This is a genomic window from Klebsiella sp. JN_Kp127, assembly GCF_040062505.1.
Lineage (GTDB): Bacteria > Pseudomonadota > Gammaproteobacteria > Enterobacterales > Enterobacteriaceae > Klebsiella > Klebsiella quasipneumoniae.
This window is the reverse complement of record NZ_JBEAHS010000035.1, coordinates 117,463-130,644: the sequence shown is the minus strand read 5'-3', so window position 1 is coordinate 130,644 and position 13,182 is coordinate 117,463. Positions and strand designations below refer to the sequence as shown.

Annotated in this window: 17 protein-coding genes; 4 read left to right on the top strand and 13 right to left on the bottom strand. The window is 54.9% G+C overall.

Annotation, left to right across the window (positions count from 1 at the left end; translation table 11 throughout):
- The first annotated feature begins 372 nt into the window (after nt 1-372).
- Together ABLV04_RS12980 and ABLV04_RS12975 are read left to right on the top strand one after the other, a co-directional pair.
- Nucleotides 373-1,236 (top strand): mechanosensitive ion channel domain-containing protein, encoded by an 864-nt coding sequence (locus ABLV04_RS12980; RefSeq protein WP_048298396.1) that lies wholly within the window; start codon nt 373-375, stop codon nt 1,234-1,236.
- Between the two features lie 149 nt (nt 1,237-1,385).
- Nucleotides 1,386-1,793, top strand: a complete 408-nt coding sequence (locus tag ABLV04_RS12975; protein WP_180266147.1) for a Spy/CpxP family protein refolding chaperone — start codon at nt 1,386-1,388, stop codon at nt 1,791-1,793.
- A 73-nt stretch (nt 1,794-1,866) separates the two neighbouring features.
- On the opposite strand, the gene ABLV04_RS12970 is transcribed toward ABLV04_RS12975, so the two are convergent.
- Together ABLV04_RS12970 and ABLV04_RS12965 are read right to left on the bottom strand one after the other, a co-directional pair.
- Nucleotides 1,867-2,034 carry a hypothetical protein gene (locus tag ABLV04_RS12970; protein WP_004206134.1) on the bottom strand — a complete coding sequence of 56 codons (168 nt, stop codon included), beginning with the start codon at nt 2,032-2,034 and terminating at the stop codon, nt 1,867-1,869.
- A 24-nt stretch (nt 2,035-2,058) separates the two neighbouring features.
- On the bottom strand, nt 2,059-2,760 hold the full coding sequence (locus tag ABLV04_RS12965; RefSeq protein WP_023291096.1) for a pirin family protein: 702 nt from the start codon (nt 2,758-2,760) through the stop codon (nt 2,059-2,061).
- Nucleotides 2,761-2,864: 104 nt separating this feature from the next.
- On the opposite strand from ABLV04_RS12965, the gene ABLV04_RS12960 reads away from it, so the two are divergent.
- Nucleotides 2,865-3,761, top strand: a complete 897-nt coding sequence (locus ABLV04_RS12960) for a LysR family transcriptional regulator (RefSeq protein ID WP_004144865.1) — start codon at nt 2,865-2,867, stop codon at nt 3,759-3,761.
- A 39-nt stretch (nt 3,762-3,800) separates the two neighbouring features.
- Here the strand turns inward: ABLV04_RS12960 and ABLV04_RS12955 are convergent, their stop codons facing one another.
- The 11 genes from ABLV04_RS12955 to ABLV04_RS12905 all read right to left on the bottom strand — a co-directional run bounded on the left by ABLV04_RS12955 (nt 3,801) and on the right by ABLV04_RS12905 (nt 11,272).
- Nucleotides 3,801-4,169 carry a DUF805 domain-containing protein gene (locus ABLV04_RS12955; RefSeq protein WP_017900662.1) on the bottom strand — a complete coding sequence of 123 codons (369 nt, stop codon included), beginning with the start codon at nt 4,167-4,169 and terminating at the stop codon, nt 3,801-3,803.
- Nucleotides 4,170-4,295: 126 nt separating this feature from the next.
- Entirely contained in the window at nt 4,296-5,282 is a 987-nt protein-coding gene (locus tag ABLV04_RS12950) for a glutathione S-transferase family protein (RefSeq protein WP_023291095.1), read from the bottom strand.
- 75 nt (nt 5,283-5,357) lie between these two features.
- A complete protein-coding gene (locus ABLV04_RS12945) occupies nt 5,358-5,750 on the bottom strand; it encodes a DoxX family protein (RefSeq protein ID WP_002917920.1) in 393 nt (130 codons plus the stop codon).
- Nucleotides 5,751-6,110: 360 nt separating this feature from the next.
- Nucleotides 6,111-6,407: a YqjK-like family protein gene (locus ABLV04_RS12940; protein ID WP_023291094.1), complete on the bottom strand. Its 297-nt coding sequence runs from the start codon at nt 6,405-6,407 to the stop codon at nt 6,111-6,113.
- Complete coding sequence (locus ABLV04_RS12935; RefSeq protein WP_023291093.1) at nt 6,404-6,802, bottom strand: phage holin family protein; 399 nt, start codon at nt 6,800-6,802, stop codon at nt 6,404-6,406. Before ABLV04_RS12935 ends, ABLV04_RS12940 begins: the two co-directional genes overlap by 4 nt.
- A gap of 2 nt (nt 6,803-6,804) precedes the next feature.
- On the bottom strand, nt 6,805-7,110 hold the full coding sequence (locus ABLV04_RS12930) for a YqjD family protein (protein WP_002917916.1): 306 nt from the start codon (nt 7,108-7,110) through the stop codon (nt 6,805-6,807).
- Nucleotides 7,111-7,155: 45 nt separating this feature from the next.
- Nucleotides 7,156-7,524, bottom strand: coding sequence for a DUF1090 domain-containing protein (locus ABLV04_RS12925; protein ID WP_004206124.1), 369 nt, complete (start codon nt 7,522-7,524; stop codon nt 7,156-7,158).
- Nucleotides 7,525-7,673: 149 nt separating this feature from the next.
- Nucleotides 7,674-8,051 carry an EnvZ/OmpR regulon moderator MzrA gene (mzrA, locus tag ABLV04_RS12920; protein WP_072096611.1) on the bottom strand — a complete coding sequence of 126 codons (378 nt, stop codon included), beginning with the start codon at nt 8,049-8,051 and terminating at the stop codon, nt 7,674-7,676.
- A gap of 8 nt (nt 8,052-8,059) precedes the next feature.
- Nucleotides 8,060-8,722 carry a DedA family general envelope maintenance protein YqjA gene (yqjA, locus tag ABLV04_RS12915; RefSeq protein WP_023291090.1) on the bottom strand — a complete coding sequence of 221 codons (663 nt, stop codon included), beginning with the start codon at nt 8,720-8,722 and terminating at the stop codon, nt 8,060-8,062.
- A gap of 341 nt (nt 8,723-9,063) precedes the next feature.
- Nucleotides 9,064-9,840, bottom strand: coding sequence for a transcriptional regulator ExuR (gene exuR, locus ABLV04_RS12910; protein ID WP_004206120.1), 777 nt, complete (start codon nt 9,838-9,840; stop codon nt 9,064-9,066).
- 130 nt (nt 9,841-9,970) lie between these two features.
- Entirely contained in the window at nt 9,971-11,272 is a 1,302-nt protein-coding gene (locus tag ABLV04_RS12905; protein ID WP_023291089.1) for an MFS transporter, read from the bottom strand.
- A 480-nt stretch (nt 11,273-11,752) separates the two neighbouring features.
- Here ABLV04_RS12905 and uxaC point away from each other — a divergent pair, with 480 nt between their 5' ends.
- On the top strand, nt 11,753-13,165 hold the full coding sequence (gene uxaC, locus ABLV04_RS12900; RefSeq protein ID WP_180266146.1) for a glucuronate isomerase: 1,413 nt from the start codon (nt 11,753-11,755) through the stop codon (nt 13,163-13,165).
- The last annotated feature ends 17 nt before the right edge of the window (nt 13,166-13,182 follow it).

Sequence of the window (13,182 nt, the reverse complement as noted above, 5' to 3'; positions counted from 1 at the left end):
TCGGTCAGTTTCACCTCTTTATGTCAAAACCCCGCTTCGGCGGGGTTTTTGCTATCTGAATCCGTGACGCGGATGAATGACTGTCCACGACGCTATACCCAAAAGAAAGCGGCTTATCGGTCAGTTTCAACTATCTCTATAAAACCTCTCGACGAAGGTGTTTATTTTTAATTTCAGTCGGTTGTAAATCAGGTTTGCAGAATATCCACTTTTAAACAGTTTTTTGGCTGCTTTAAACACCGGATTCGTTAATACTGTCACGCTACGATGTTTTATTGTCTATCCGTTAGTCTCCATTCCCTGATTTGCAGCGGTCATCATTCAGCTTAATGGATAGCAGATTTATAGGTTATCCAGACAGGAGTGATAGACGTGAAAAATGTAGTATTATTCCCGCAGCTCAAATCGGCAATAGCCTGGCTTATCGGTCATGGTGAAACAATTATGCAGTTTGCCTGGAATATCGTGGCAGCGCTGATTATTCTTTTTGTCGGGCGAATGCTTGCAAAAGTCCTTGCTAAAGCCTTCGAGAAAATTCTCTTACGACGCAACGTCGATGCGACAATCGTTCATTTCTTTGCTGCGCTCGTTCGTTATATTACGATGGCTTTTGCGATAATCGCCGCATTAGGTCGGGTAGGGATTGAGACGTCTTCCATCATCGCGGTTATTGGCGCGGCAGGGCTGGCAATTGGTCTGGCGCTGCAAGGTTCGCTTTCTAACTTTGCCGCTGGTGTTCTGTTAGTCACTTTACGTCCTTTTCGGGCCGGCAATTTTGTACAGGTCGGCGCGATTTCTGGTATGGTGCAGTCCGTACATGTTTTTTCAACAACGCTATTAACCGTTGATAATAAAGAAGTTATTATTCCTAATGGTAAAGTCATCGCCGACAGTATTGTGAATTATTCCTGCCATCCTTTTCGGCGAATCGATCTGACCCTCGGCGTGGCCAGCGAGACTAAAATTGTGCAGGTTAAGCAGGTCATTCAGGCTATCATTGATAGTGAAAAGCGAATCGATCAATCTCGTGGTACTACGGTTCGTCTGCTTGAAATGATGCCGGGCACACTTAACTTCACTGTTCGTGTCTGGGTGAAAAATAGCGAATATTGGGAGACTTATTTTGATTTTCTTGAGGCGATTAAAGAAGCGCTCGATGAACATCAGATCACCCTCGCCGCGCAACGGATGGATATTAATTTAACCTCCTCGACGTTATCGGACCTAAAAAAATAAACAATGCGGATGTTTAGCTTATTGATCATTTGATCTATGAATGCATTCAACCCCTTTTACAATTATGTTCATGCTTTTTTACACATCGCCATTATTGTTCAGGGAATAATAGTGCGTCTTATCATGACGCACTTATACAGGATAATAAAATGACAAAAGTATCACGAGCTATATTATTGACCGCCGCCGTTGCAGGTTTTTCGCTGGCGGCGCAGGCCGCGGAAGTGACTGCGCCAGCACCCGCTAAGGACCCTATCGTCCAGCACTTAAAACTGACTCCCGATCAGGTGAGCAAAATTAACAGCCTGCATCAGCAAATGGAAAAAAACGTTGAGCAGATTTCACAGCAAGACATTAAAGATGGCGCGCTGATTAACGTGATTGATTCCGGTAAATGGAATGAGAAAGCGGTGAAGGATCAGCTGGCGGCATTCAGTAAAATTGATCAACAGGTACGTTATTATCGCGTGAAGTACTATTTTGATGTGAATCAGGTACTGACGCCGGAGCAGCGCACCCTGGTGAAAAAAGATCTTGCTGACGCGCTGAGTGAATAATGCCATCAGCCCCTTTCGGGGCCGGTATTAGCGGCAGGCCACCAACGATAGCCGAATAATCCATGCTGCAGCTTCAGGCGAGACTTTCTTCATCCCGCAGGCGAATCTCCGCCTCGGCGACGATGGCTTCCAGTTCGCTAAGCATCTCATCATAACCAAAGCTGACGACGCCGACGGTTTCCGGCGGCGTCGGGGCTAGCGGCGTCGGAGACGCCTTTTTTCTGTTTTTCTTCTTACTCACTGACAGACTCCATCCCTTCCGTTGTTACACCGGTAAATCTATCAGCAAAGCGCGCAGCGGCGTATCGGCGACGAGGGTAATGTTAGCTTCGTCACGAATAAATGCCCCATCACCACAGGTGAGAGCCTGTTTGGGTTGTTCCTGCGCGACGGCATGGACGGTGCCGTGGATCGACTGCAGGTAGGCGCGCGGGCCATGCAATTGCACGTTGATCTGCTCACCTTTTTCCAGCGCGATGTGATAGACCCAGGCCTGCTGGCGAAGCTGGAGGCTATTATTCCCCCCATCCGGTGAGGCCAGCAGCTGTAGCGGCGCGTTGGCGACCTCGATTTTCTGCTGCAGCGGGTTTTCCCGCTGCGGGCAGGCATCGAGCCATAGCTGCATTCGCGTTAACGACTGCTCTTTGCTCAGATTGTGCTCGCTATAGCTCACGCCAGGCTGAGTGGCGATAATCAACGCGTCGCCGGCCCTGGCCTGCAGGTGATTGCCGTCGCTGTCGCGATACTCCGCTTCGCCTTCCAGAATCAGGTTCAGGATATCGACCTTGGGATACGTTCTGGCCTGGAACGAGGCCCCGGGGGCCAGCACTTCCTGATTGAGAACGCGTAAGGACGCGAAGCCCAGTAATTTTGGGTCGAAGTAGTGGCCAAAGGAGAAGGTGTAGCGGGCCTGCAGCCAGCCGAAGTCTGCTTGTCCGCATTGTTTGGCTGTTCGGGTAGTAATCATGTTCTTGACCTCTCTTTACACTAAATCAATGGTAAAGGTATGGACGCTGTATTGTTAGCCAGATATTCTGCCCGGTATGTTCAAATTTCCTGAATGAGAAAGCGATGGCTAAAGAGAGAGCATTAACGCTGGAAGCGTTACGCGTGATGGATGCGATCGACCGTCGTGGGAGCTTCGCTGCCGCGGCTGATGAGCTGGGACGCGTGCCTTCCGCCCTGAGCTACACCATGCAAAAACTGGAGGAAGAGCTGGACGTGGTGCTGTTTGACCGCTCAGGTCATCGCACAAAGTTCACCAACGTCGGGCGTATGCTGCTGGAGCGCGGTCGCGTGCTGCTCGAGGCGGCGGACAAGCTCACCACCGATGCCGAAGCCCTGTCTCGCGGCTGGGAAACTCACCTGACGATCGTCACCGAAGCGCTGGTGCCCACGCCGGATCTGTTTCCGCTGATTGAGAAACTGGCGACCAAGTCCAATACCCAGCTGTCGATTATCACCGAGGTGCTGGCCGGCGCCTGGGAGCGGCTGGAGCAGGGGCGGGCGGATATCGTTGTCGCACCGGATATGCATTTTCGTTCTTCCTCGGAGATTAACTCGCGCAAACTCTATTCGGTGCTCAGCGTGTACGTCGCGGCGCCGGACCACCCGATCCACCAGGAGCCTGAACCGCTCTCTGAGGTCACCCGCGTGAAATACCGTGGCGTCGCGGTGGCGGATACCGCGCGCGAGCGGCCCGTTCTCACCGTTCAGCTGCTGGATAAACAGCCGCGCTTAACGGTGAGCACCATCGAAGATAAGCGCCAGGCGCTGCTGGCCGGATTAGGCGTGGCGACCATGCCCTATCCGCTGGTGGAGAAGGATATTGCTGAAGGACGCTTGCGGGTGGTCAGTCCGGAATATACCAATGAAATTGACATTATCATGGCCTGGCGACGGGACAGCATGGGCGAAGCGAAGTCCTGGTGCCTGCGTGAAATCCCTAAGCTGTTTGCCGGCAGATAGTCGAGGACGCTCCTCCCGCTAGCGGGAGGAGCAGGAAGATCAGTAGGAAAAGGGTTTTGGATCGGGCCCGAATCGGTTGTTGCCTTCCGTTCCGCGCTGGCAGTTAAAGATCAGGATCACCAGCCAGCCGATGACCGGGATCAACAGCAGCAGCAGCCACCATGCCGAACGGTCGGTGTCGTGCAGACGCCGAAACTGCACCGCCCACCACGGTAAAAAGACCAGTATGCCATAGATGGTCGTCAGAATGCCTTCGCCGCCCGCCCGCTGCCAGCCCAGCATTTTATCGATGATGCTCAATACGCCGGTCAGGATGAGGTTGACCAGAATAAACATCCAGTACTCTTTGCGCCGCGCACGGCCGCCAAATCCTATATAGTTTTTTAATACCTTGAGATACCAGTCCATTTCTACGCCTCAATTAACCGTCAATCACTTGTTTTTTAAGCGATCGCAATAAGAATAGACGTGAATGAATGGTGGGTAAATATCTGTTTTCTGAATTATTGGGCGCCATCACTGGCGCCCGACGGATCAACGGAAGCGCTGGTCGCGACCGTGTGGTTCGCTGAGATCCTGCTGCGGCCCAATGGAGATGATGCCGGTAGGGTTAATGGTTTTATGGCTGCGGTAATAGTGGTGACGAATATGCGGAAAGCTCACCGTCTCCGCGATACCCGGCATCTGGTAGATGTCGCGCAGGAAGCCGTAGAGATTGAGATAATCGCTGATGCGTCGTTTGTCGCATTTAAAATGGGTCACATACACCGGGTCGAAGCGTACCAGCGTCGTCCACAGGCGAATATCCGCTTCCGTCAGCTGATTGCCCGTCAGGTAACGATGCTGACCGAGGATCTGCTCCAGCCGCTCCAGCGAGGTAAACACCGCATCCACCGCTTCGTCGTAAGCCTGCTGACTGGTGGCAAAGCCGGCTTTATACACGCCGTTATTGACGTTGTCATAGATCCAGCCGTTCAGTTCATCGATTTTTTCCCGCAGCGCCGGCGGGTAGTAATCCCCGGCTCTGGCGCCCAGGCCATCGAAGGCGGTATTAAACATACGGATGATTTCTGCCGACTCATTGCTGACGATGGTCTGCTGTTTTTTATCCCATAGTACCGGGACGGTGACGCGACCGGTGTAGTGCGGGTCGGCGTGCAGATACAGCTGATAGAGAAAATCGTGCTGATAAAGGGTGTCACCGGTGGCTTCCGGGAAGCTGTCGTCAAAAGTCCAGCCGTTTTCCAGCATCAGCGGATTGACCACGGAGACAGGGAGAAAAGGCTCCAGTCCTTTCAGCTTACGCATAATTAACGTGCGATGCGCCCACGGGCAGGCGAGAGAGACGTACAGATGATAGCGATCTTTTTCCGCCGCAAATCCCCCTTCACCACTCGGTCCGGCCGCGCCATCGGCGGTGAGCCAGTTACGGAAGGCGGAAACGGAACGCTTAAAACGCCCACCGGTGGATTTTGTGTCATACCAGGTATCCTGCCAGACGCCGTCGACTAATTGTCCCATCTTTATTCCTCCTTCAGACTTCAGATAGCAAAAGCGAGGAGTGGTCTCCTCGCTTTTTCATTCAGTATAGTGCGCTTACCATTTCTTATTCAGTACACGGTCGATACTGAAGGCGCCCGGTCCGGTAATGGCCAGCAGCAGGTAACCGCCAGCGATGGTCAGGTTTTTCATGAACATCAGGGAGTTCACGCCTTCCGCAAAGTTGCTGTGGAACAGGAACGCGGTCAACAGCGTAAAGCCTGCGGTGAACAGCGCGGTGGTCCGGGTCAGGAAACCGAACAGAATCGCCAGTCCGCCGCCGAATTCAAGGAGAATGGTCAGCGGCAGCAGCGCACCCGGTACGCCCATGGCTTCCATATACTGCTGGGTTCCCGCATAACCGGTGATTTTGCCCCATCCTGCAGTGATAAACAGAATCGGCATCAGAATGCGCGCTACCAGTACACCAACATCTTCTAATTTTTTCATTTCTTACTCCAGAAAACCCAAAGGGCGGCGGTTTTGTTTTTTAGCGCAATCCCGCGTAGTTACGCGGTGTTGCTGTCGATGGAGAGGATAGTAGCGAGGCGGAGAGGGAATTGTTAGCAAGGAAAACTGTAGATCTAGTTCAAAGTTTCTGAGTAATCGGTAAGAGGGGGCGAAAAATGCCTCAACGCGATAGGTCACGACCGGCGCTGGTAAAGGCCTGGCCGGGCGGAATGGCATGGGATCAGAGGGCTGGCTGACCGCGGATGGCGGCCAGGGGGCAAGTTTTTACGCACGGCGTTGCGTATCGGGCGAGGAAGTGGCAGAGCGGGGCGCCGGGAAAAGCGCCCGCGCTCCGGGCGGCTAACGGACTGCCGACTGGCGCAGGATCCCGCGGACCAGCCGCCAGGTACTCCATAAACCCAGTCCGCGTTTGGTCCAGCGCATTAAAAAATGCGGGTGTCGGACGGACCACACGGCCATCAGACCGCTGCCCACCATCAGCCACGAACGTAAACTGAGCAGCGTATGCCAGCCGCGGTCTAAGGGCGCAGTCGCTTCCAGCCAGTGGCGGCGACAGGCGCTCAGCTCCAGCCGTTGCTGCTGGATCTGGCGCAGCAGCTGCGCCTTTTGCCGTTCACGCTCCTGTCGGCCATTCATGGTTTATCTTCCTCCAGAAGGGCACGGTCGTTCTCCAGCTCTCTTCGCGTCAGGCGCAGCAGCGTGGAGCGTCGCGCCTTACGTAAGGTAAGGATACCGACAATCGCGGCGGCGAGAAGCAGCACGACGGTGGTGGCGATCATGACGTGCAGGCGGTACTGAGCGTCAACGGCCCAGATAACCAGCACCAGCAGACTCATGAGGCCAAACGCGGCAAACAGCAGCGTCAGTCCGGTCATGATCAGCAGCTGGAAGAGGTTGGCTTTCTCCTCCTCCAGCTCCACGACGACCAGGCGCAGCCGTGTTTCCACCATTTCGACCAGCAGCGTAACGATACGCTGGCCAATGGAGAAGACGCGCTGACCCGGCCCCTGCGTGTGTTGAGTATTCGCCATAATCAGCGACGCGACAGCAGGACACCCAGCACCAGCCCGACGGCGGCGCCAATCCCGACCCCTGTCCACGGATTTTCGCGAACATAATCATCCGCTCGCGCGGCGGTCTCACGAGTTTGACGCAGAATCGCTTCGCTGGTCTCACCCAGACGGGCGCGGCTCTCTTTCAGCGCACTCTCGGCTTTACTGCGCAGTTTACCCATCTCTTCTTTCGACTTGTCCGCCGAGGAATTCAGTACTTCCTCCAGGGTGTCCGCCAGCGTTTTCAGTTCTGCACGAAGGTCGTCAGTCACATTCTCTTTAGCCATGTCGTTCTCCTGTAGCGTGGTCCGTATTGCGAAAGTTAATAGTGATTAGTAATCCCGAGACTCCAGCGTTTTCAACTCCTGTTGCGCTTCATTGAGTTTATGCTGGCGTTTGTTGATTTTGTCCGCATCGCCTTTCTTCCGGGCTTCCTGCAGATCGCGCTGACGTTCAGCGATCTCTTCCCGCTGTTTGGCAATTTTTTGCTGATGATCGGCTTTGAGTTTACTGTCGCTGCAGTTCTCCCGTACCTGGCGTAGTGCGGTATTTAGCCCATCAATGCGACTTTGATTGTGATGCTTTTCGGCATAGCTGATCTCTCGTTGAATATCCTGCTCTTTTTCCTGGCAGGGAGAGGCGGCTATGGCGCTGGCGCTAAGTGAAGACAGGGCCAGAAGCAGAGCGATGCGGTGTTTCATGGATAGTACCTTCCATTGTCTTAGGGGATACCCGGAGGATAAACCCGTTCCCGTTGGTAAACGTGAATGCGTTGATTCACGCAGGTTTAAGCATAGTAACAAATGCGGGAAACCACCAGACTGCGTTGAAAACGCAGTCTGACGGCCGTTTACCCGAGCCGATGCGGCGCGTCGCGCAGGCGGGATAACCAGGCGGTGGGCGAGTTATCGTCTTCCAGCAAGGCGATAATATAACCATGAGGCAGAGCGCGGCCGAGAACCTCTTTCGCCGCCGCGCCCTGGGCGGTGGAATCAAACTTAATCAGCAGGCCATCCTTTTGCGGCGTAATGCTCTTGAAGCGGATACCGTTGGCGTCGAGGTGATGCCAGACGGAGAAACCATCCGGCATACTGACGCCCTGGCCAACCGGACGGATCGCCAGCGTGGCCTCTTGCTGCTGCACCGCCAGCCATAGCCAGAACAGCGCGCAGAGCAGAAGAGAGCCACCCAGCAGCCAGCTGAGCTGGCGCAGGGAAGGGCGTTTTATGACCATCATTAGCCCCGGCTTCTGTATTTTTTCTTCCACAGCACCACCAGCGAGCCGACCAGTCCGAAGACCAACAGCGCAACCGGCAGGAGCATCAGGCAGGACATCAGCTGATCTTCATACTTAAGGAATACCGGGGTTTTACCCAGCAGATAGCCCAGCGAGGTCAGGATGAGCACCCACAGCAGGCCGCTCATCCAGTTAAAGAACTGAAAGCGGGCGTTATTGAGGCCGGAAAGCCCGGCGATGGTCGGCAGCAGCGTGCGCACGAAGGCGATGAAGCGGCCGATCAGCAGCGCGGAGAGTCCATGTTTATGAAACAGGTGATGCGCGCGCTGATGATAGTGAGAGGGCAGATGCGACAGCCAGTTTTGCACGATCCGCGTATTGCCCAGCCAACGCCCCTGGATGTAGCTCAGCCAGCAGCCGAGGCTGGCGGCGGCGGTGAGCAGCAGCAACGTTTCCGGAAAGCCCATCGCCCCTTTGGCGATCAGCACGCCCACGAGCACAAGCAGGCTGTCCCCCGGCAAAAACGCGGCAGGCAGTAACCCGTTCTCAAGGAACAAAATCATAAACAAGACAAAATACAGCATGCCAATCATGGAGGGATTCGCGAGCGTTTCGTAATCCTGAGCCCACAAGGCATTCAATAACTGGGTTAATAGTTCCATTCACGATTCCTGGTACATCGGTTAACGGCACGTCTGAGCGCGCGGCATGTAGGGCGACAAGATTTTTATGAGATTATGGTCGCTGCTTCGGCGCTCTGAACGCTTCCCTGTATAAAATTGAAGTAAGTCGATACCTACTCCCAGAACGGCAAAATGCATCTAATTGTAACAAATCACCTGACTTTCCGTCAGAGAAATTGCAAGGTGTTGCTCGTTGATTTTGCTGATTGCGGCGATGGGAGGCGAGAGGATTTACACAGGCTGACACTATATATGTTTTGCTTACCCCAGCCTGTCTGGGGAACAGGCGCGCAGGGGCCGCGCGCCGGGGAGATAAAGGCTTATTTCGCGCCGTTGGCCGCTGTATCGAGATGAACCACCGGGTTTTCGGCAAATAAGTAGCGATCGGCATTAAATTCAAAGTCGTCGCTGGTTTCGTTAAACAGCATTTGCTTGGTATTTTCCAGATGCTGCCACATCGCCAGTTTGGCGGCGTTCGGATCTTTACGCAGCAGAGCCTTCAGGATCTGATCGTGGTCGTCGCACCAGTTATCGACGGTGCGCAGGTCGATATGCTCATGCAGCTTTTTCCAGTACGGGTTATGCACGCGCTGGGTCCACATTTTTTCCACGATCGCCGCCAGGGCGCTATTCTGCGTGGCCAGCGCCACCTGGACGTGAAACTGCAGATCCCATTCGGAGTCGCGGAAACACTTTTCGTTGCGCGCTTTCTCCTGAATCTCCATCAGCTTCATGATGTCCTGCTTGGTCACCTGAGTGGCCGCGAATTCGGCGATATTGCTTTCAATAAGCTGCCGCGCCTGCAGCAGCTCAAAGGGGCCATAGTTGGCGAACTCCAGGCTTTCATCGGCCACCTGCTGGTATTTCGGATGGTTGGAGATGACGTGAATGCCCGACCCTTTACGGACTTCGACATAGCCTTCCACTTCCAGCATGATAATGGCTTCACGAACCACGGTGCGGCTAACGTTTTTTTCATCGGCGATAAAGCGCTCGGCGGGCAGCTTATCCCCTACAAGGTAGACACCTTGTTCGATGCGCGTCTTCAGCTCAGCGGCAAGTTGCTGATAAAGACGGCGTGGTTCAATGATTTCCATATTCGCTCCCGCAAGATGGCGACAATATTCGATTTGTTATACCACTTTTACGCGATTTCCACCACTGGCAGGGATGAAAAAGCCGCCTGAGAAGGCGGCTTGGCAGGCGATCACCTCAGCATAAGCGTCTCTAACTCTGGGTGGCCGGTTTGCGGCTGCTAAGCGGCGTCGTGTCATCGTCAGCCGGTTTGTTTTTCAGCACCGTCCAGATGACCAGCGCGCCCAGCAGGTCAAAGACCGCCAGTACCGCAAACAGCGGGCTGAAACCGATGGTGTCTGCCAGCGCGCCGACGACCAGGGCGAACATGGTGCTCGCCAGCCAGGCGGCCATCCCGGTCAGACCGTTGGCGGTAGCGACTTCGTTACGGCCAAAGACGTCGGAAGAGAGGGTAATCAGCGCCCCGGACAGCGCCTGGTGAGCAAACCCGCCGATGCACAGCAGGGCAATCGCCACGTACGGGCTGGTGAACAGGCCGATCATCCCCGGGCCAATCATCAGCAGGGCGCCCATGGTGACCACCATTTTACGCGACACGATCAGGTTAACGCCGAACCAGCGCTGGAACAGCGGCGGCAGGTATCCACCGACGATGCAGCCGAGGTCGGCGAACAGCATCGGCATCCAGGCAAACATCGCGATCTCTTTCAGGTTAAAGCCGTAAACCTTAAACATGAACAGCGGGATCCAGGCGTTAAAGGTCCCCCAGGCCGGCTCGGCGAGGAAGCGCGGCAGGGCGATACCCCAGAACTGACGGTTGCGCAGGATCTCCCACGGCGACATTTTCTTCGCATTATTGGTCTGGTGTTGAGACTCCTGGCCGCCAATGATGTAGTCGCGTTCTTCGTCAGATAATTTCTTCTGGTCGCGCGGGTGTTTGTAGAAGATCAGCCAGGCGATGGCCCAGGCGAAGCTCAGAACCCCGGAGATAATGAACGCCATCTGCCAGCTGTGCATGACGATCGCCCACACCACCAGCGGCGGCGCGATCATGGCGCCGATAGAGGAACCTACGTTGAAGTAGCCCACCGCGATAGAGCGCTCTTTTGCCGGGAACCATTCGGAGCTGGCTTTCAGCCCGGCGGGGATCATCGCCGCTTCCGCCGCGCCCACCGCGCCGCGGGCCAGCGCCAGTCCGCCCCAGCTGCCGGCGAGGGCGGTCGAGCCGCAGAATATCGCCCAGGCGATAGCGAAGAAGGCATAGCCGACTTTAGTCCCCAGAATATCAAGGACATAACCTGCGACAGGCTGCATGACGGTATAGGCAGCGGAATAGGCTGCAATGATATAGGAGTACTGTTGGGTCGAGATGTGTAACTCTTCCATCAGCGTCGGCGCGGCCGCCGCCACGGTGTTACGGGTCAGGTAGCCCAGCACGGTGCCCAGCGTCACCAGTGCGATCATGTACCAACGTAACCCTTTAATTTTACGCATGTAAACCTCATCGCCTGTAATTTCTCCGCACCAGGTGCGGCCTCTCCTGACGGCGATACGCGGTCGGGAAAGCGAAACGGAGGGTTCAGGAGGGCGGTCCCCTCTGGCCCGAACCTTACCATCAGTTGTTATGTAAAAAGTCGGTATCCATTCCGTATAAGCCGATGCCATAAACACCGGTAAAGCATTCCGTCGGTTTATATGTTGCGACGGCAGAAAGATAACTTGTCATACAACTTTAAAAGTTGAGTGCTGTCACAAAAGCGGGAAAGTTAGTGTGGTCTTTATGATTGGCGAAGAAAGCCAGATATGGCGCGCTCTGGCGAGATGTTTGCCGCGCGCAGGCGGTTTTTTTTATCAGCGTTTATTGATCTAACTCACGAAAAACAGTTCGGTCTGTAGAAATTGGTGTGATAACTTTGTCAGCATTGTAGTCAATCATCTGAAAGGCTCCCGCTCCGGAGCGAAGAGGACACACGAATGACACCGTTTATGACCGAAGATTTTCTACTCGATAGCGAATTTGCCCGCCGCCTGTACCATGATTACGCCAAAGATCAGCCTATTTTCGACTACCATTGCCACCTTCCGCCGCAGCAGGTTGCCGAAAATTACCGTTTCAAAAATCTGTATGACATCTGGCTGAAAGGCGATCACTATAAATGGCGCGCAATGCGCACCAACGGCGTGCCGGAGCGTCTGTGTACCGGTGATGCCTCCGATCGCGAGAAATTTGACGCCTGGGCAGCCACCGTGCCTCACACGATTGGCAACCCGTTATTCCACTGGACCCATTTAGAGCTGCGTCGCCCATTTGGTATTACAGGTAAGCTGCTGTCGCCTTCCACCGCCGATGAGATCTGGGACCAGTGCAATGCGTTACTGGCGCAGGACGCCTTCTCCGCCCGCGGGATCATGAAGCAGATGAATGTGAAGATGGTCGGCACCACCGACGATCCGATTGATTCCCTGGAACACCATGCGGTTGTCGCCAAAGACACTTCATTTGATATCAAGGTGTTGCCGAGCTGGCGCCCGGATAAAGCGTTCAACATCGAGCAGGCGACCTTCAATGACTATATGGCTAAGCTGGGTGAAGTGTCGGACACCGATATTCGCCGTTTTGCGGACCTGCAAAGCGCGCTGACCAAACGTCTGGACCACTTTGCCGCTCACGGTTGCAAAGTCTCCGACCACGCCCTGGACGTGGTGCTGTTTGCGGAAGCGACTGACGCCGAGCTGGACGCCATTCTGGCGCGTCGCCTGGCTGGCGAAACCCTCAGCGAACGCGAAGTGGCGCAGTTCAAAACCGCGGTGCTGGTGTTCCTCGGCGCAGAGTATGCCCGTCGCGGCTGGGTGCAGCAGTACCACATCGGCGCGCTGCGCAATAACAACCTGCGTCAGTTCAAACTGTTAGGCCCGGACGTTGGCTTTGACTCGATCAACGATCGTCCGATGGCTGAAGAGCTGTCTAAGCTGCTGAGCAAGCAGAACGAAGAGAACCTGCTGCCGAAAACCATTCTCTACTGCCTGAACCCGCGCGATAACGAAGTGCTGGGCACCATGATCGGTAACTTCCAGGGCGAAGGGATGCCGGGCAAGATGCAGTTCGGCTCCGGCTGGTGGTTCAACGATCAGAAAGACGGCATGGAGCGGCAGATGACCCAGCTGGCGCAGCTCGGCCTGCTGAGCCGCTTTGTCGGGATGCTGACCGACAGCCGCAGCTTCCTCTCCTACACCCGCCACGAATACTTCCGTCGTATTCTGTGCCAGATGATCGGCCGTTGGGTGGCCGCCGGCGAAGCGCCTGCGGATATCGCGCTGCTGGGCGAGATGGTGAAAAACATTTGCTTTAACAATGCGCGTGACTATTTCGCCATTGAACTGAACTAAGACCAGAGGTCGGTTGA